The organism is Alcanivorax sp. IL3, assembly GCF_047495465.1.
In the GTDB taxonomy this organism is placed as follows: Bacteria; Pseudomonadota; Gammaproteobacteria; order Pseudomonadales; family Alcanivoracaceae; genus Alcanivorax; species Alcanivorax jadensis.
In genome coordinates this window covers 2,096,611-2,114,832 of sequence record NZ_CP179931.1, presented here as the reverse complement: position 1 = coordinate 2,114,832, position 18,222 = coordinate 2,096,611, and the positions used below count along the sequence as shown (strand labels likewise).

Here is an 18,222-nt window from a genome sequence, read left to right as displayed (position 1 = left end):
CCTGCTCCAGGTTTTAGCATGTTGCGTGAAGCGTGCCTGCGTACAAGCGTCCCCGTCACATCCGAAACACGCCATAACGCGTCTCTTCAATCGGTGCGTTCAAGCTGGCAGAGATGGCCAGCCCGAGTACGTCACGGGTATCCGCCGGATCAATCACGCCGTCGTCCCACAGTCGTGCGCTGGCGTACCAGGGTTGCGCCATTTCCTCGTAGCGCTCGGTCATGTCTGCCTGAAATGCCGTCGCTTCCTCGTCACTCCATTGCTGACCTTTCTTCTTCAGCGAAGCCTGCTTGACCTGGGTGAGGACGCTGGCAGCCTGTTCACCGCCCATCACACAAATACGGGCATTGGGCCACATGAACATGAAGCGTGGATCGTAGGCGCGCCCGCACATGCCGTAATTGCCGGCACCGAAGCTGCCACCGGTGATCACGGTAAATTTGGGCACGCTGGCACAGGCCACGGCGTTGACCATCTTGGCGCCATGTTTGGCGATCCCTTCGGATTCGTATTTCTTGCCCACCATGAAACCGGTGATGTTCTGCAGGAACAGCAGCGGAATCTTTCGCTGGTTACACAGCTCGATAAAGTGCGCGCCTTTCTGGGCGGATTCGGAGTAGAGGACCCCATCGTTGGCGAGAATGCCCACCGGGTAGCCGTGGATGTGTGCAAAGCCGCACACCAGGGTGGTGCCGTAGCGGGCCTTGAATTCATCCAGTTCGGAGCCGTCTACCATACGGGCAATCAGTTCCCGCGCCGGCATGGGCTGGCGGGTAGTGGTGGGGATGACGCCGTAGAGTTCCCTGGAATCGTAGGCAGGCGGGCGTACCGCCTGACGGTTTACCTGATCCGGTTTGTGCCAGTTCAGGTGCGCGATGGAGCGGCGTGCAAGCTCAAGGGCGTGGGGTTCGTCATCGGCCAAATGGTCGGCCACCCCAGACTGCTCACAGTGAAGATTGGCACCGCCCAGCTCTTCGGCGGTGACCACCTCACCGGTGGCGGCCTTCACCAGGGGTGGGCCGGCCAGGAAGATGGTGGCCTGTTCCTTCACCATGATCACTTCGTCTGCCATGGCCGGCACGTAGGCGCCGCCGGCGGTGCAGGAGCCCAGCACCACACTGATCTGGGGAATGCCCCGGGCAGACATGTTGGCCATGTTGAAGAAGATGCGGCCGAAGTGATCCCGGTCCGGGAAGACTTCGTCCTGACGGGGCAGGTTGGCGCCGCCGGAATCCACCAGATAGACACAGGGCAGACGGTTTTCGGCGGCAATGGCCTGGGCCCGCAGGTGTTTCTTGACGGTCAGCGGGTAGTAACTGCCGCCTTTTACTGAGGGGTCGTTGGCGACGATCATGCATTCCACACCGTGGATCTGACCGATGCCGCCCACACAGCCTGCTGCCGGAACGTCTTCACCATAGACGCCTTCGGCAGCCAGGGCGGAAATCTCCAGGAACGGCGAGCCCGGGTCCAGTAGAAGATTAATTCGCTCCCGCACCGGCAGTTTGCCGCGTTCGCGCAGACGCTGCTCGGCGGCCTCACCACCGCCGTGGGCGATGTGGTCCAGTTTGTCCTGAAGCTGCTGGCGCAGTGTCAGGTTGTGTTCCCGATTGGCCTGGAATTCCGGGCTGGCGGGATTGATCTGGCTATTGATCTTGGGCATAGGAGTCTCGCAAAAACCGTTTCTTACCACAGAGGTCACAGAGCACACAGAGACCAGGTTTTCCTCAGTGAACTCTGTGCCCTCTGTGGTGAAAATTTCTTTTGCTGGCCTGGTCAGGCGGTCTCGTTAAACAGCTCGCGACCGATCAGCATGCGACGAATTTCACTGGTGCCGGCGCCGATTTCATATAGCTTGGCGTCACGCAGCAGTCGGCCGGTGTTGTAATCATTGATGTAGCCGTTGCCGCCCAGGGTCTGGATCGCTTCCAGGGCCATTTTTGTCGCGTTCTCGGCGCAGTAGAGAATCACGCCGGCGGCATCCTTGCGGTTGGTTTCACCGCGGTCGCAGGCCTGGGCCACGTTATAGAGATAGCTGCGGCTGGTGTTGAGCATCACGTACATGTCGGCGATCTTGCCCTGCATCAGCTGGAATTCGCCGATGGCCTGGCCGAATTGTTTGCGTTCATGGATGTAGGGCACCACCTCATCCATGCAGGCCTGCATCACGCCCACCGGACCACCGGACAGAATGGTGCGCTCATAGTCCAAGCCGCTCATCAGTACCTTTACGCCCTCATTTTCCTTGCCAAGGATGTTTTCGGCGGGGACTTCGCAGTTTTCAAACACCAGCTCGCAGGTGTTGGAGCCACGCATACCCAGCTTGTCCAGCTTCTGGGCCCGGGAGAAACCGGGGAAGTCACGCTCGACGATGAAAGCCGTAATGCCACGGGGGCCCGCGCTGGTATCAGTCTTCGCATAAATTACGTAGGTGTGGGCGTCAGGGCCGTTGGTGATCCACATCTTGTTGCCATTGAGGATGTAGCGGTCGCCTTTCTTTTCGGCGCGCAGTTTCATGCTCACTACATCAGAGCCGGCGCCGGGCTCGCTCATGGCCAGAGCGCCGATGTGCTCGCCGCTGATCAGTTTGGGCAGGTACTTGTCTTTCTGCTCAGCGCTGCCGTTGATGGCAATCTGGTTGACACACAGATTGGAATGGGCGCCGTAGGACAAGCCGATGGAGGCAGAGGCGCGGGAAATCTCTTCCACCACGATGGTGTGGGCCAGATAGCCCATATTGGCGCCGCCGTATTCTTCGCCGGCAGTGATTCCAAGAAGACCCAGATCACCCATCTTCTTCCACATCTCCAGGGGGAACTCGTTACTGCGGTCGATCTCGGCGGCAATGGGAGCGATTTCCTTCTGGGCGAAGGCGCGGGCCGTATCACGCAGGGCGTCAATGGTTTCGCCCAGGTGGAAGTTGAAGGTGCTGTTAAACATTTTCCTTGGACTCCAGTTGGTTAAGACTTTCCAGGCAGCGTTGTTCTGCGTTATCCAGTTCCTGGTGCAGTAGCTGGATATCACGCAGTTGCTGATCAAGCTGTACGCGGCGCTGGTGAATTTTTTCCTGTAAGGCGAGCAACTGGCTGCGATTGTCGCTTTGTGGCTGGTACATGCCGATCAGTTCGCGGGATTCGGCCAGCGAGAAGCCCAGGCGCTTGCCACGCAGAATCAGTTTCAGGGTGACCCGGTCGGCGGGGGTGTAGACCCTTGTCTGCCCGCGGCGCTCCGGGGCTACCAGGCCCTGGTCTTCGTAAAAGCGGATGGTGCGGGTGGTGACATCAAATTCCCGGGCCAGCTCGCCGATGCTGTAGGTCTGTTTTTTGCTCATGGTAAAAGAGTAGGGGAAGTTTACGTTAACGTAAAGTATCTGATTTTGGCCCTTTCGGTCCGTGACACAGTGTTTACCCCTGCCTAGACTGCGGCTACCGAATAAGGGGGATACGCATGAAAGACGCATGGAGTCGCTGGGTGGTGACACATCCGGTGTGGGTACTGCTGGCCTGCACGGGCCTGTGCCTTGCCATGGCCGGTGGCATGAGCCACTTCCATAACAACAACGATCCACGAATTTTCTTCACGGAAGAGAACCCGGACTTCAAGCGCTTTGTGTCCCTGGAAGACAGCTTCACTGCCAACGAGATGGTGTTGTTTGTGGTGCATCCGAAAAACGACCGGGTGTTTGAACCGCAAACGCTGGCGGCCATTGAAGCCCTGACCGATGATGCCTGGACGTTGCCACATTCCACCCGGGTGGACTCGCTGACCAACTTTCAGCACACGGAAGTGGAGGGCGATGACCTCTTTGTGGCCCCACTGGTGGAAGATGCGCTTACCATGTCGGCGGAGGATATCGAGCAAGCCCGTGAGATCGCCCTGAACGAGCCCGCGCTGGTCGGCCGACTCGTCTCGGACAAGGGGCATGTGGCCGGGGTGGTTGCCACGGTCACCATGGGGGAGGGCAATACCGAGGCCCCGGAAATCACTGCCGCCGCCCGGGAAATGGCGCGGGCCTATGGTGAGCAATACCCGGACATCGAATTCATGGTGACCGGTACCGTGGTGTTCTCCCAGGCCTCTGCTGAAGCCACTGGAGCAGTCCATGGCGACCACGCTGCCACTGGCATTTTTGGTAATGCTGCTGTGTCTCTGGCTGATCCTGCGTAGTGCCATGTTTGTGGCGGTGACCGTGGTGGTGATCGCCTTCTCGATTGCCTCGGCCATGGGGATTGCCATGTGGCTGGGTATCGAGTTCTCGCCCATCGTGGGTATGGCGCCGGCCATGATCCTGACCCTGGCGGTGGCGGATTCCGTGCATCTTCTCGCCAGCTATCGGCATGAGCGTCTGCAAGGGAATTGCCAAGACGCCGGCGCTGCTTGAAAGCCTGCGTATCAATCTGCAACCAATCTGGTTGACCAGCCTGACAACGGCGATCGGCTTTGCCATTCTCAATTTTTCCGAATCACAACCGTTCCGGGCGCTGGGCAATGTAGTACTGATCGGGGTGCTGCTGGCCTTTGTGTTCTCGGTACTGCTGCTGCCGGCGCTCGTGATGCTGTTGCCGCACCGCATCGAGCCGGGCAGACAGCGTGATTATGCCCCCTGGATGAGCGCACTGGCCGGTCATCTCAGCCGTCATTACAAGCGCTGGCTGGCAGGCATGTCGGTTGTCGTCGTGGTGTTGACGGCGAGCGTGGGGCTTAACCGTACCAACGATGTGTTCAACGAATACTTTGACGAGACCTTCGAGGTAAGGCGGGTCAACGATTTTGCCATGTCGGAAATGACCGGCATGCACCGTATTGATTATGCGGTTCCCTCCGGTGAGTCCGGCGGCACCATGGAGCCAGAATATCTTCAGCATCTTGATGATCTGATGACCTGGCTGGAGCAGCAGGATGAAGTGGTCTACGCCACCTCCTATACCAATGTGATCAAACGCCTTAACCGGGACTTGCACGGCGGTGACCCTGCTTACTATCGCATTCCGGACTCCCGGGAACTGATTTCCCAGTACACACTGTTGTACGAGTTGTCCCTGCCCCAGGGGCTGGGACTGGAAGACCAGCTCGATATCGACAAGCGCCAGGCTCGCGCCATCGTGGTACTGGAAAACATCGGCTCAAAGCCGGTGCTGGATTTCAACGACCGGGTTGAGCAGTGGATGCAGGATAACTGGCCCGCGGCCATGCAAACCAAAGGGACAGGCATGGATATCCTGTTCGGCCGGGTCACCATGCGTAATATCGAAAGCATGCTGGGCGGCGCCCTGATCGCACTGATCAGTGTCTCGCTATTGCTGATCTTCGCACTTCGCTCGGTTCGCTATGGTCTGTTGTCGTTGATTCCCAACCTGTTGCCGGCGGCCATGGCGTTTGGTCTCTGGGGGCTGATCAATGGCGAAATCGGTCTGGCGGTATCGGTGGTGGCCTGTATGACCCTGGGGATCGTGGTGGACGATACGGTGCACTTTCTCAGCAAGTATGTGCGTGCCAAACGGGAGCTGGGCCTGAATACGGAGAAAGCCGTGGACTATGCTTTCCGGACCGTGGGAGTGGCCTTGGTAGCCACCTCCGTGGTGCTGGTGGCCAATTTCGCGATTATTGGCACTAGCCACTTCTATCCCAATGCCAGCATGGGGTTGCTATCGGCGATCACCATTGCCATGGCGCTGTTTGTGGACTTTTTCTTCTTTGTACCGTTACTGATTGCCCTGGATCGTGCGCGGCGGAGTAGCCAGCCCGGAAAAGCAGTGCTAACGTAGCGCGACACGTCCAATCAGGTTCCACGGAACACGACACGGTGTCATACAAGAAAGATCGAAAGGTTCTCAAGCGCGTCGATTACGGGGCCGCCAAGAACTCCCTGATGGGGGTGTTGGCGGCCCTTCTGATTTATGCCCTGGTTTTTGCCTGGGGGCAGGTCTATCAGAGTTTCGAACTCGAAGCGCTCATCGGAGGCGGGGCCGTTCTGGCTGTCACCGCCTATCGACTATGGCTGGTTGCCCGTTTCGATGCCCTCTACGGCTCGGGGCCGGCACGCTGGCGCAAGCTGTTTGGCGCAGGTTTGGCCATGCATGCCCTGCTGTGGGGTATCCTGCCGGCCTGGCTGGCCTGGCGACTTGGCTCCGGTTTCAACTTCTTCGCGGTACTGCTTTATAACGTCGGTGTCACTACGGCCCTGGGTAGCTCCTGGATGGCCGGTCTGCGGGTGCGTCAGGCGTATATCGTGCTGATGTTCCTGCCCACCGTGCTGGTACTGCTGATCACCGGGTCGCTGCACGACTGGGTGATCGCGATCATGATCAGCATCTATGCGTTCTACCTGTTCCGGCTCTATCGCGGCCAGTATGAAACCTTCTGGCATGCCATGACCCGCGAACGCCGCGGACGGGGCGAAAGCAGCAGTCAGCAACCAGTGCGCAGTAGCACGGAGGTGCAGCTCAGTCTGGTCTACCGCCTGGCCCACGAACTGCGCACGCCGATGAATTCCCTCATGGGAATGATGTCCCTGCTGGAAGATACCCGTCTGGATGATGAGCAGAAGGATTACCTGCAAGTAGCCGGGCGTAGCGGCAAGCTGCTGTTGTCGCTGATTGATGACGTACTCGATTATTCCCGCATCCTGTCCCGGCGGGTCACTCTCAATTCCGAGTTCTTTGATTTCCGCACTGCCATTGAGCAGGCGCTGGAAGCCTTCGGCCCCATGGCTCAGACCACGGGGCTGGAACTTACCTGTGTGATCGACCGGTTGCTCCCCAAACGCATTCGCGGCGACCGTGAGCGCCTCATGCAGGTGCTCAACAACCTGTTCAGCAATGCCATCAAATTCAGTGATAACGGCGAGATCCGCCTCGACGTAGATTTTACCGTGGAAAGCGAAAGCAACGGTGTGTTGAGGGTGCGGCTCAGCGACCAGGGCTCGGGAATGGATCCGGAAACCCTGCGCCACCTGTTCCAGGACCGCTTTATCGAAGAGGGCCAGGATGTCTACAGCAGCCGCCATACCGGCTTCGGCCTGCTGGTCTGCAAGGGCCTGATTGATGCCATGGGAGGCACTCTGGGCGCCGAGAGCGTACCTGGAGAGGGCTCCACCTTCTGGTTCACCGTGCCGGTGCAGATGCAGCCGGACATGCGCGAAGCCCAGGATCTGATACGAGCCCTTGATGGCGCCGAGGCCGTGGTAGTGGGCGCCGCCTCCGGTACCGTAGCCTGCCTGCAAGAAGAGCTCGAGACGCTTGGTTGTCAGTGTTCCTCCGCCCAGGGCTATGACCATGCGTTGCAGGCCCTGCGGGCCGGCCACCGTGAACACAGCGATTTTGATCTGCTACTGGTGGATACCTGGACGCGGCCGGAACTGGCCCTGAACCTGTGCCGCAACGTGCTGGAAGATCCTTCCCTGCGACCGGTGCGGTTGGTGCTGCTGGCTACTATCGAAGAGCGCGGTACCCCGGCGGTGCAGAAGCTGATCGACAAACACGAACTGGTGGTGGTGGTGCGCCCGGCCCATCGCCGCAGTCTGCGCAATGCCCTGGCTCGCCTGGTGGGCCTGCAGCGTCAGCAACCGGTCGGCGATGCGCCCATGCAGACCCGTGAGGAGCGCCAGCGGCGCAAGCAGTTCCGGCTGATGCTGGTCGAAGATAACGAGGTCAACCAATTGGTGACTCGGGGCATGCTGAGCAAGCTGGGTTATCAGGTGAAAACCGTCAGTAATGGGGAAACAGCACTGGCCCTGGTGAACCAGGAAGGGTTTGATCTGATCCTGATGGATTGCATGATGCCGGAAATGGACGGGTTTGAAGTGACCCGGCGGCTGCGCGATCGCGAGAAGCAGAACGATGGAGCGCGTACACCGGTTGTGGCGATTACCGCCAACACGGCGGAAGGCGTGCAAGCGCGTTGTCTGGCGGCGGGAATGGATGATTTTCTGGCGAAACCGGTGCATCTGGACGCACTGGAAACGGTTCTACGGCGCTGGTTGCCTGCGGAGCCGGATCTTGATGAGGATGATGAATGACAAGAAAAGCCTTGCTGCTGGGGGCCACCGGACTGGTCGGTAACGACTGTCTTGCCAATCTGCTGGAAAGTGATGAGTACGAACAGGTACGGGTACTTTGCCGTCGACCCCTTTCCATAGAGCATCCCAAACTGGATGTTCAGGTGGTTGATCTGGATAAGATGGAAGCCTGCCAGTCGTATTTTCAGGTAGATGATGTGTTTTGCTGCCTGGGCACGACCATGAAGAAGGCCGGGTCCCGGCAAGACTTCCGTCATGTGGACCATGATCTGGTGGTACTGGCCGGGCAGATGGCCCTGCGCGCCGGCGTGCAGCGTTTTCTGGTGGTGTCGGCCGTCAATGCCAACGCCCGCTCTCCGTTTTTTTATGCCCGGGTAAAAGGCCAGATGGAAAAAGCGCTGGTTAAACTGGAATTGCCGTTACTGGCCATCCTCCAGCCCTCCCTGCTGCGCGGGCAGCGAAATGACCGGCGGCCGGCTGAGGACTGGGGTAATATCTTCAATCGCGTGATCGAGCCGCTAACCCGCTGGACTGATGCCCATTGGCTGCCAGTTGACAGCCAGAAGGTGGCGGATGCCATGGTAGGCATGGCCCTTGAGGGGCCGCAGACCGGTCTTTACAAACTACGCTACCGGGATTTTCTGGTGTTTGCCGGCAAGTTCCGTAACCCACGAGAAGTGAAAGGCGAATAGGGGAGTTGGATGCAAGGGCGCGAATCTGGCCGCCACCCTGGAACACCTTTCTCACTACTGTTTTAAGGAGTCAGTATGACCTTTGTGACCTGCGATCTCTGTGATGAGAATGCCGACAGCGTGTCTGTGGTAACCGGCCATAACTGGTTCAGCTACGGTGGGCGCAGTGCCTTTGGTGGGGAAGTGGTGACAGTGAAATGCTTCGAGGACAACAGCCGCGTCAAGGAGCACCTGGCCACTGACGGCAAAGGGAAAGTGCTGGTGGTCGACGGTGGCGGTAGCCTGCGCAATGCCCTGATCGGTGACATGATTGCCGAGAACGCGGTCAAGAATGGCTGGGAAGGGGTGATCATCTATGGGGCATGCCGCGATGTGGATGAGCTGGCCAAGCTGGATATCGGTGTTGTCACCCTGGGCTGCGTGCCGATCAAATCCGTGCGCCGCGATGAAGGGCAGCTCAATATCGACATCACTTTTGGTGGCGTGACCTTTCACCCGGGGGAGTATGTGTACGCGGATAACAACGGCATTATTACCTCGCGCCACGCGTTGCTGTAACCCATCTTTGTAAGCTGCCCTGATAGAGGGCAGCTCTCAGGCGCGGATTTCTGGTGCTAGCCCAAATGACGCTTTTGCTTGCATATCGCGGATATACATCATCAATTCTTGTTCTGCCTCCCAGTGGGTATCAAAAGGGCCTTCAACGGTATTCTCCCGGGTCGAAAAGAACCAACGTCCCCCTTCGTTGAAAAAACGATCGCTGCGAAACCACGTCTTTGCTTCCATGTCTTCGGCTCTGACTTTCATAAAATTCCCTTTTTGCATATAAGTCTTTTCAAAAGGTAACATTGCGTAACTGTTTGCATCTACAGCCATTCGTCGTTCAGAGGCTAAACAGAGTCCGTGGTGATCAGAGCAATATCTGTTATAAAAGGAACGATTGGCCTATTTCGGTCCGATACACAGGAAAGTTCTCTCTCATGCTGAAGTCCATTCGGGTTGCCGATTACATGACCCGCAACCTGGTTACCCTGAAACCTCATGTTTCGGTCAATGATTCCATTCGTATCCTCCTGGAGAACCGGATTTCCGGTGCCCCAGTGGTGGATGATTCAGGAAGTTTGGTAGGGGTTTTTTCCGAGTCAGACTGTCTCAAGGGCGCTTTGCAGGCCAGCTACCATGAAACAGAAATTGGCTCGGTTGCCGAGTACATGACCCAAGACCCTCAGACTATCTCTCCGGATAGCTCAATACTGGATGCGGCAGAAATCTTTATTGCCGATCACCGGCGTCGTCTTCCGGTGGTGGACAAGGGTAAGCTTGTCGGTCAGATCAGCCGTCGCGATCTACTGCGGGCGATGGATGATTTCAGTCGCAAGCACACCCTGTAAGGAATCAACAGTGGCCGGCTGCCGGCTCCAGGAAGGTACAGCTAATACCTAGATTCGAAGTTGCAGTTCTCTGTTCGGCTCTTTCTCTGAGCTATTGCAGGAAGTAGCAGCAATGACAGAGGCTGACCTTTTCATCAGTAATCACTATCGCAAGGGGGGGCATGAACCAGCCTTACCAAGCTCCATCGGCGGATGTTTGTATCGCCAAAGTTGATGAGCGCTATCAGCCAAAATTCTTTGCCGCATCAGGTCGTATCGGCCGAATGCGCTACGTCGTCTATGCCTTCGGTTTGACCATGCTCTCCTACCTGGCGATTGCGATTGTGGGTGGCATTCTGGCGGCAATCATGGGCGGCTTTGACAGCGCTTCTGCCAATTCCGGGGCCACGATGCTGCTGGGCTTCCTGGCCATGGTCGTGATGCTGTTTATTCTGGTGATGACGGTGATCTATGCAATTCGCCGCTTGAATGACATCAATGCCAGCGGTTGGTTTGTGCTGTTATTTCTGGTTCCCATTGTGAACCTGATCATGGGGTTGCTGTTGATCTTCATGCCGGGCACCAAGGGACCGAACAAATTCGGGCCCAAACCGGTTGCCAACAGCGGCGGTGTGGTAGCGGCTTTTGTTGTGGTGGCGGTGTTGTTCGTGGGGTACATCGGCGTACTGATGGCAGTGGCCGTGCCGGCCTACAACCAATATGTGGAGCGTGCCCAAGCTGCTTCTGAAATGCAGTACGACTACGACTACTGAGCAATAGAGCAAGAGCGCTACATCGGGTATAAAAAAGGGGCTCCGAAGAGCCCCTTTTTTATTCCTGCGAAACCTTACGGCAGCAGGTGGGAAACGGCGTCACGTTCTTCCGCCAGTTCCTTCTCGGTGGCTTCCATCTTGCCACGGGAGAAATCGTTCACTTCCAGACCCTGAACGATGCTCCAGTCACCATCCTTGCAGGTGCAGGGGAAGGAGTAGATCAGGCCTTCCTGGATGCCGTAGGAACCGTCGCTGTAGATACCCATGGAAACCCAGTCACCGTCGGCAGTGCCGAGGGCCCAGGAACGCATGTGATCAACAGCTGCAGAGGCTGCAGAAGCGGCAGAGGACGCGCCACGGGCCTTGATGATGGCGGCACCGCGCTGCTGGACTTCCGGAATGTAAGTGCCTTCGTACCAGTCCTGTTCGATCTGGTCGACGGCCACTTTACCGTCCACTTCGCAGTGGTGCAGATCCGGGTACTGGGTGGAGGAGTGGTTGCCCCAGATGGTCATCTTGGTGATGTCGTTGACCGTCTTGCCCAGTTTGTTGGCCAGTTGCGCCATGCCACGGTTGTGGTCCAGGCGGGTCATGGCAGTAAACTGACGGGGGTTGATGTCCGGCGCATTGCGCTGGGCGATCAGGGCGTTGGTGTTGGCCGGGTTGCCGACAACCAGCACCTTGATGTCCTTGCTGGCGTTGTCGTTGATGGCTTTGCCCTGGGCAGAGAAGATTGCTGCGTTGGCTTCCAGCAGATCTTTGCGCTCCATGCCTGGACCACGCGGACGAGCACCAACCAGCAACGCGTAGTTGGCGTCCTTGAAGGCCACGTTGGCATCGTCGGTGCCAATAATGCCGGCGACCAGCGGGAAAGCACCATCTTCCAGTTCCATGATAACGCCCTTCAGGGCTTCCATGGCCGGGGTGATTTCCAGCAGTTGCAGAATAATGGGCTGGTCTTTGCCGAGCATGTCGCCGGAGGCGATACGGAACAGCAGGGAATAGCTGATTTGGCCAGCGGCGCCGGTAACGGCTACGCGTACGGGTGCTTTCATTAACAATCTCCTAGCTTTAATTCGGGAGAACTTATGGGGCTGAAACCAGGGGAGCCACTGAGCAATGGCGAATTCCGCCATGGGTCAGGGGTCCCGGACGGGGCGCATTATAAAGGAAGCACAGGCCTATTCATACTTGGACCGAGGTCTTGAGCCGGAGCGAACTGATTTGACACGAGGCAATGAATGACGAAATGGGATGTGGTGGTGGTTGGCGCCGGCCAGGCCGGTTGTGCCGCCGCCTGGGACCTGGCGGCGGCGGGGCAGCGTGTGCTGGTCCTGTCTCGGCCTGCCGGGCAGGGCAAACCCTGTGCTGGTGGAGTGACGGCGAAGACCCTGAATCGCTACCGGTTTTCCATCGCCCCGGTGGTTCGGGAAGTGGTGTCCACGTTGTGGGTAGGTCGCTTTCCTGCCGGTAGTCAGGCTTTGCAAGCTGCCAGCCCCTTCTGCGTGATGACCGAACGTGCCGAACTGGATGCGTTCTGTCGCCAACAGGCCCAGGAGCAGGGAGCCAGCTTTGCCGAAACCCGGGGGATTCAGACCCTGCGGCAGGATGGCCGCTCTGTCACCCTGACCACCCGTGAGGGCGAGCGCTTTCAGGCCAGCGCAGTGATTGCTGCCGATGGCGCCCACAGCCCGGTACGCAAGCTGTTGGGGGAGTGCCGTTATGGCGGCGCCGTGGCTATCGAGGGATGTGTGCCTCGGGAGCAGCTCTCCTGGTATCCGGGCATGACACTGGATTTTGCGGCAATCAAAGGTGGCTACGGCTGGCTATTTCCCAAGGGCGATCATGTCAACGTAGGGCTTTACGTGTGGCGTCAGGGAATAGCCTCGCCGGGCCGTGAGCAGCTTGATCGCTACAGTCAGCAACAGCTGGGCGTCCGTCCCTCGGGGGTGCAGGGCTACCCGCTGGGCACCTGGCTGCCACTGGCCCGTTTGTGTCAGGGGAGAATCCTGTTTGCCGGTGATGCGGCCGGTTGTACCGAAGCGTTGCTGGGAGAGGGGATTTATGGCGCCGTTCTCAGCGGCCAGCTGGCCGCCCAGGCGATTCTTGCCGGGCAACTGGCGAGCTACTCCGGGTGGTTGGCGGGCTGGCGGGAAGAGATGGCGACGGTAGAGCAGCTGGCGCGGCTGTTCTACCCGTTGATGCCTCTGTCCACCCGCATGCTGCAGGGCAATCTGGGGGAGACCCTGGTGGAGGGGTTTGCCCGTGGGCTTACGCTGGGCCAGTGCAAGCGCCGCTGGCGCGGCGCATCAATGGTCGGGGGATAACGCGCTACCTTGCTGTTCCCGGTAGTGCACCGGGGTGACGCCGAACCAGCGTTTGAAGGCCCGATTGAAAGCGCTTTGTTCCGAATAGCCCAGATCTAGAGCGATCTGGTTTACCGAGCGGTCGCTGTGCAATAACCAGTCACAGGCAAGGCGGCGGCGTTCATCTTCCAGCAGGCTGGAGAAATCCGTGTTTTCTGATCGTAACTGGCGGCGCAGGGTCCAGGGCTTGATGCCTAATTGGTCGGCGATAGGTTCCAGTTGCGGGACCCCCTGCTGCAGGCGTTTTTGAATCTCCAGGCGTACCTGTTCCAGCAGATTGTCGCGGGCATGGTACTGGGTGACCGCCCGCTGCATGCGAGAACGTGCCACCTTGTGCATTTCCGGGTCTGCATCGCGCAGCGGCAGGTCCAGCAGGCTGGCATCGAGGACGATGGCATTCTGCGGCTGCTCGAAGGCGACCTCACAGCGGAAGATGCGCTGGTATTCCTGCTCCTCGCCCTGTGGTGGGTGGCGAAACAGCACCCTGGCCGGCGACATTTCCTTGCCGATCAGCCAGCGGCCGTAAGTGATGGCGCCGGCGAAGTTGGCATCTATGCGAGCCGGATACGTGGCCAGGTCTTCCAGGTCGCTTTCCCAGATCAGCCACAGGGACTTGTCACGCCACTCGAAGCGCAGCTGGGCACATTCACTGGTGACCTTGGTAAAGGGGATCATCAGCTCGATGGCGTCACCGAGGGTGGCGCTGGACATGCTGGCATAGCCGAGCTCGCCTATGAAGCGCGGGCGGATGCCTTCGCCCATGTGCAGACCGAAAAGCGGATCACCGCTCTTCTGCATAGCCTGCTTGAGTAGCTGGTTCTCAACCGTCATGGCAATGCGGGACTGGGGGTTTTCCAGATCGTCGTTGCTGATACCCAGATCCACCAGGGCACCACTCAGATCGACACCGGCACGCAGGGCGGCATCCAGCAGGAACTCAAGCCAGAAAGGGGCGACGGTACGTAATTTCAGTGAAGAAGACAGGCTGGCGGACATCTTGGCTCGCGTCGTTTTTGTTATCTGCGGAGGCTACTAGATAACGAGAGGCGGGCGGGGAAGTCAACGGTTCAGGTGAGACAAAGAGGAGAGAGCAGGGGCGGCGGTACCGCCCCTGAGACTGGCAAAAAGCGATTACTTCGCTTCTTTGGCCAGCTTGTTGACCTTGCGAGTCAGGGTGGCCAACTTCTTGTTCAGGGCTTCTACCTCATCACGGGTGGGCAGACCCAAAGCGGAAGCAACCTTGCCTCGCACTTCGTCCAGCTGGGACGGCTGCTTCTTGGCAGTAGTTTTTTTCTGTGGCTTGGCCACGGCTTTCTGACGCTTCTCGCCAGTTTTCACCAGGGTCTGGAACAGCTCATTGCCGTTTTCTTCCAGACGGGTGTAAGCACCACGTACGGCGGTGTTCAGTTTTTCCAGAGCCGCTTTGGCTTCGGTGGTAACTTGTTCATAGCGCTCGTTGAGTTGCTCGATCGTAGCGTTGCTCATAGGGGGCTTCCCTCCGTAGAAAAAATGGATTAGCAAAGCCCTCTGGCGGTGGCTGCGAGGGCGTGAACAAGTGTAAGTCAGGATTCTGACAGTGTTGTTTATGTTGTCTAACAATTAAACACGAGGTTTGGCCTACTCATCAGTAGGTAATTTGCTAAGGTCTACATCCCCCCTGTGCGGGCTCAGCCACCGTGGCGTCTGCAGAACCATTTCCCGGCGAATGAAACACGTTGGGCGCGGCAGGGTTGTCGGACAGAAATCAGAAAAGGATCCATCCATGTCAGCAGTGATTCGCCAGGGCCACTATCAAGGACTTGCCAGTAATGGTGTCACCGAATACAGAGGCATTCCGTTTGCCTTGCCGCCGCTGGGTGAGCATCGCTTCAAGGCGCCCCGGCCGTTGCCGGACGCTGATACTCAGGTGACGGCGGATCAATATCCCCAGCCCTCGCTACAGATGAAGAACCCGTTGATGGGAGTTCACGAGTCCAGTGAAGACTGTCTGTACCTGAATATTTGGGTTCCTGAGGGAGAGGGGCCCTTTCCGGTGATGGTCTGGTTCCATGGCGGTGCCTATCTGGCCGGCTCCATTTCCCAGCCTCTGTATAACGGTGCGGAACTGGCCCGTAGCCAGAAGGTGGTGGTGGTGAATGCGGCCTATCGACTGGGGGCCATGGGCTTTGCCGATTTCACGGCGGTGGCGTCGGAGCTTCAGGCCGACAGCAATCTGGGGCTGCGGGATCAGGTGGCAGCCCTGGAGTGGGTGCAGGAAAACATTAGCGGTTTTACCGGTGATGCCGATCGGGTCACCGTATTCGGGGAATCCGCCGGTGGCTTCAGTGTCTGTGCGCTACTGGCATGCCCGCGGGCGGCATCGCTGTTCCACGCTGCCATTGTCCAGTCCGGCGCGGCAGATTTTGTTCTGGCGCCGGAACAGGTCCGTAAGGTCACCGATGCCTTTGTGGCCGCTCTGCCCGGCGAAGGCAGTGCCGCAGAGAGGCTGCGCGACTGCTCCGACAAAGACTGGATCAAGGCCCAGAATCAGGCGGTAAAAGTGCTGGTGGACCGCGGCCTGCGCACGATAACCCCACAGTTCGCCATGAATTTTCTGCCCATGGTGGATGGGGATCTGTTGCCGCAGCTACCGATAGAAGCCATTGCCGCCGGCGCTGCCGCGGACAAGCGGCTGCTGGCCGGAGTCTGCCAGGATGAATACCACTTTTTCCAGTACGCCGGGGTGCTGGCCGGAACAGTAAAAATGGCATCCGTGCGGGACGTGGATGATCAGGAAATCCAGCGTCGCTTTGAACGGGGGCTGCCGGGCAATGGTGCCCGGGCGTTCGATTATTACCGCACCACGGTCAAGGCGGCCCCCCGCCGCAGTCCGCTGGACGTGTTTTCAGCCATGGAATCCGATCGTCTGTTCCGGGTGCCCACGGTACGTTTGCTGGATGCCCAGAGCCGTCACAATCCGGATTGCTGGGGATTCCAGTTCACCTGGCAGAGCGAGCCCTTTGGCTTGCCGCTGGGGGCCTGCCATGTGGTGGATGTGCCCTTTGTGTTTGGTGTCACCGATACTCCGGCGGGAATGTATTTCACCGGCGGCGGTGATGCGGCCAGAGCCCTGTCCCGACAGGTGCAGGATGCCTGGGGGGCGTTTGCCCACGGCGATGATCCAGGCTGGCAGGGCTGGTCCGTCGGGCGGCAGGTGCGCCAGCTGGGACCGGGCGATGAGATGGCCGGTTTGCTGGATGATGCTGCCGAAGCCCTCTGGGAAACCATCATTCCCGTCCCGAAGTAAGGGGGTGGTGTCCGACCGCCGGACATTTCTCAGAATCACCCAAAGCGCGTAGAATACCGCCCCCGCGCAGCCCCGGTGCCGCGCTATACTGGTTGTGATCTGCGACATTTTGGATGTGGGTGAGTAAGAGTGGTGAGTGGCATGAGCGTAGCAACATTGATCGAGCGCAAGGTTTCCGAGGCCGTCCCTGTGGCACATTTGACTCTGGAAAACGAAAGCCACAAACACAGTGTGCCGCCCAATTCGGAAACCCACTTCAAGCTGGTGCTGGTGAGTGATGCCTTCGACGGCATGTTGCCGGTACGACGCCACCAGATGCTTTACAAGGTGCTGGCCGACGAGCTGGCGGGCCCGGTGCATGCACTGGCGCTACATACCTATACCGTGGCGGAGTGGCAGGCCAAAGGCGGCGAGGTGAGTGAATCTCCTGACTGTCTTGGCGGCAGCAAGCGGGACTCTTGAAGTGATTAAAACGCGTCTCTGTTATCGCCTGGAATCCCGCTCAGCAAGGCGCGGGTTGCAGGCAGGGCTGGTTGTCCCTGGCAAGACCCGCAACACCGCTGAGCGGGATTCCAGGCATAACCCTTCGGGCCGGGCTTTTCTTCCCGCTCCAGTGTGTTGTGATCTTTCAACATGCAACCAGCATGCTTTCAATTTCACGCCTTCTGGAGCGGGGAGAAAAGCCTCGGCAGAGGCGTGTTTTAATAATTTCAAGAGTCCATATCCGGAGTTCAAGGCGTGAGTCAGCATAAAGTGGAAAGGTCGGACAGCATTGTCGTTGCTGCCCTGTACAAGTTTGTCCGTCTGGGTGATTTCGAGCAGTTGCGTGAGCCACTGCTGGCGCTGATGCTGGCGCAGGATGTGCGCGGCACTCTGTTGCTGGCCGGGGAAGGCATCAACGGCACCATCTCCGGGCCACGGTCCGGCATTGATACGGTGCTTGGCTGGCTCCGTGAGGATCCGCGACTGGCGGATCTGGAGCACAAGGAATCCTTCCACGACGAGCATCCCTTCCTGCGCACCAAGGTCAAACTCAAGAAGGAAATCGTCACCATGGGCGTGGAGGGGATCGATCCCAACCGCACCGTGGGGACTTACCTGAGCCCGGAAGAATGGAATGCGGTGATCAGTGATCCGGAAACCCTCCTGATCGATACCCGTAACGATTACGAAGTGGAAGTGGGCACCTTCAAGGGCGCTATCAATCCGGAAACCCGCACTTTTCGTGAGTTTCCTGACTATGTGAAAGACACGCTGGACCCGGCCAAACACAAGAAAGTGGCCATGTTCTGCACTGGCGGGATTCGTTGTGAAAAATCCACTGCCTACCTGAAAGAGCAGGGCTTTGATGAGGTCTATCACCTGAAGGGCGGCATCCTCAAATATCTGGAAGAGATGCCCAAGGAAGACTCCCTGTGGGAAGGCGAATGTTTTGTCTTCGACGAAAGAGTCACCGTCGATCACGATCTCAATCCTGGCGAATTCGACCAGTGCCATGCCTGCCGTCGTCCCATTAATGACGACGAAAAAGCATCGGAAAAATTCCAGCTTGGCGTCTCTTGTCCCAAGTGCTACGACGAGTCATCTCCAGAGCAGAAGGCGCGTTTCGCCGAACGCCAGAAGCAGATAGAACTGGCCCGCGCCCGGGGTCGCCAACATCGTGGCCAGAACCCCCGCAAGCCGTCCTGAGAATCAAGGTTATCCCCAGCGTTAGCGAA

Annotated in this window: 19 protein-coding genes; 12 read left to right on the top strand and 7 right to left on the bottom strand. The window is 58.5% G+C overall.

Translation table 11 applies throughout. The features are described from left to right. Positions 1–55: 55 nt before the first annotated feature. From ACMG4M_RS09875 to ACMG4M_RS09865, 3 genes are all read right to left on the bottom strand, one after another. On the bottom strand, positions 56–1,663 hold the full coding sequence (locus tag ACMG4M_RS09875) for a carboxyl transferase domain-containing protein (RefSeq protein ID WP_035244575.1): 1,608 nt from the start codon (positions 1,661–1,663) through the stop codon (positions 56–58). 113 nt (positions 1,664–1,776) lie between these two features. Beyond that, positions 1,777–2,940, bottom strand: a complete 1,164-nt coding sequence (locus ACMG4M_RS09870; RefSeq protein ID WP_414429897.1) for an isovaleryl-CoA dehydrogenase — start codon at positions 2,938–2,940, stop codon at positions 1,777–1,779. Next, positions 2,933–3,331 (bottom strand): MerR family transcriptional regulator, encoded by a 399-nt coding sequence (locus ACMG4M_RS09865; RefSeq protein ID WP_035244572.1) that lies wholly within the window; start codon positions 3,329–3,331, stop codon positions 2,933–2,935. Before ACMG4M_RS09865 ends, ACMG4M_RS09870 begins: the two co-directional genes overlap by 8 nt. Before the next feature lie 116 nt (positions 3,332–3,447). On the opposite strand from ACMG4M_RS09865, the gene ACMG4M_RS09860 reads away from it, so the two are divergent. The 6 genes from ACMG4M_RS09860 to rraA all read left to right on the top strand — a co-directional run bounded on the left by ACMG4M_RS09860 (position 3,448) and on the right by rraA (position 9,267). Next, positions 3,448–4,167 (top strand): hypothetical protein, encoded by a 720-nt coding sequence (locus ACMG4M_RS09860; RefSeq protein WP_414429896.1) that lies wholly within the window; start codon positions 3,448–3,450, stop codon positions 4,165–4,167. After that, a complete protein-coding gene (locus ACMG4M_RS09855; RefSeq protein WP_414429895.1) occupies positions 4,103–4,381 on the top strand; it encodes a hypothetical protein in 279 nt (92 codons plus the stop codon). Before ACMG4M_RS09860 ends, ACMG4M_RS09855 begins: the two co-directional genes overlap by 65 nt. Beyond that, positions 4,338–5,765 carry an efflux RND transporter permease subunit gene (locus ACMG4M_RS09850; protein WP_414429894.1) on the top strand — a complete coding sequence of 476 codons (1,428 nt, stop codon included), beginning with the start codon at positions 4,338–4,340 and terminating at the stop codon, positions 5,763–5,765. The genes ACMG4M_RS09855 and ACMG4M_RS09850 overlap by 44 nt, the downstream gene beginning before the upstream one ends. Positions 5,766–5,803: 38 nt before the next feature. Beyond that, positions 5,804–8,017, top strand: a complete 2,214-nt coding sequence (locus tag ACMG4M_RS09845; protein ID WP_035244568.1) for a response regulator — start codon at positions 5,804–5,806, stop codon at positions 8,015–8,017. After that, entirely contained in the window at positions 8,014–8,709 is a 696-nt protein-coding gene (locus ACMG4M_RS09840) for an NAD(P)H-binding protein (RefSeq protein WP_035244566.1), read from the top strand. Before ACMG4M_RS09845 ends, ACMG4M_RS09840 begins: the two co-directional genes overlap by 4 nt. A gap of 75 nt (positions 8,710–8,784) precedes the next feature. Next, positions 8,785–9,267: a ribonuclease E activity regulator RraA gene (gene rraA / locus ACMG4M_RS09835; RefSeq protein ID WP_035244563.1), complete on the top strand. Its 483-nt coding sequence runs from the start codon at positions 8,785–8,787 to the stop codon at positions 9,265–9,267. Positions 9,268–9,303: 36 nt separating this feature from the next. On the opposite strand, the gene ACMG4M_RS09830 is transcribed toward rraA, so the two are convergent. Then, a complete protein-coding gene (locus ACMG4M_RS09830; RefSeq protein ID WP_414429893.1) occupies positions 9,304–9,585 on the bottom strand; it encodes a DUF6316 family protein in 282 nt (93 codons plus the stop codon). A gap of 104 nt (positions 9,586–9,689) precedes the next feature. Here ACMG4M_RS09830 and ACMG4M_RS09825 point away from each other — a divergent pair, with 104 nt between their 5' ends. Both ACMG4M_RS09825 and ACMG4M_RS09820 read left to right on the top strand, forming a co-directional pair. Further along, the gene (locus ACMG4M_RS09825) at positions 9,690–10,100 is read left to right on the top strand and encodes a CBS domain-containing protein (protein ID WP_035244561.1); all 411 of its coding nucleotides are present in this window, start codon (positions 9,690–9,692) and stop codon (positions 10,098–10,100) included. A 161-nt stretch (positions 10,101–10,261) separates the two neighbouring features. Beyond that, positions 10,262–10,852 carry a DUF805 domain-containing protein gene (locus ACMG4M_RS09820; protein WP_035244841.1) on the top strand — a complete coding sequence of 197 codons (591 nt, stop codon included), beginning with the start codon at positions 10,262–10,264 and terminating at the stop codon, positions 10,850–10,852. Between the two features lie 74 nt (positions 10,853–10,926). Here the strand turns inward: ACMG4M_RS09820 and ACMG4M_RS09815 are convergent, their stop codons facing one another. After that, on the bottom strand, positions 10,927–11,907 hold the full coding sequence (locus ACMG4M_RS09815) for a malate dehydrogenase (protein ID WP_414429892.1): 981 nt from the start codon (positions 11,905–11,907) through the stop codon (positions 10,927–10,929). A 186-nt stretch (positions 11,908–12,093) separates the two neighbouring features. Here ACMG4M_RS09815 and ACMG4M_RS09810 point away from each other — a divergent pair, with 186 nt between their 5' ends. Next, positions 12,094–13,179 carry a geranylgeranyl reductase family protein gene (locus ACMG4M_RS09810; protein WP_035244556.1) on the top strand — a complete coding sequence of 362 codons (1,086 nt, stop codon included), beginning with the start codon at positions 12,094–12,096 and terminating at the stop codon, positions 13,177–13,179. On the opposite strand, the gene ACMG4M_RS09805 is transcribed toward ACMG4M_RS09810, so the two are convergent. Continuing rightward, positions 13,162–14,214, bottom strand: coding sequence for an AraC family transcriptional regulator (locus tag ACMG4M_RS09805; RefSeq protein WP_035244555.1), 1,053 nt, complete (start codon positions 14,212–14,214; stop codon positions 13,162–13,164). The genes ACMG4M_RS09810 and ACMG4M_RS09805 overlap by 18 nt on opposite strands. A 135-nt stretch (positions 14,215–14,349) precedes the next feature. Further along, entirely contained in the window at positions 14,350–14,703 is a 354-nt protein-coding gene (locus ACMG4M_RS09800) for a poly(hydroxyalkanoate) granule-associated protein (RefSeq protein ID WP_297763464.1), read from the bottom strand. 277 nt (positions 14,704–14,980) lie between these two features. Between ACMG4M_RS09800 and ACMG4M_RS09795 the strand changes: the two genes are divergently transcribed. From ACMG4M_RS09795 to ACMG4M_RS09785, 3 genes are all read left to right on the top strand, one after another. After that, entirely contained in the window at positions 14,981–16,504 is a 1,524-nt protein-coding gene (locus ACMG4M_RS09795) for a carboxylesterase/lipase family protein (RefSeq protein WP_414429891.1), read from the top strand. 141 nt (positions 16,505–16,645) lie between these two features. Further along, positions 16,646–16,966, top strand: coding sequence for a BolA family protein (locus ACMG4M_RS09790; RefSeq protein WP_414429890.1), 321 nt, complete (start codon positions 16,646–16,648; stop codon positions 16,964–16,966). Positions 16,967–17,242: 276 nt separating this feature from the next. Further along, on the top strand, positions 17,243–18,193 hold the full coding sequence (locus ACMG4M_RS09785) for a rhodanese-related sulfurtransferase (RefSeq protein WP_035244549.1): 951 nt from the start codon (positions 17,243–17,245) through the stop codon (positions 18,191–18,193). Positions 18,194–18,222 lie beyond the last annotated feature (29 nt).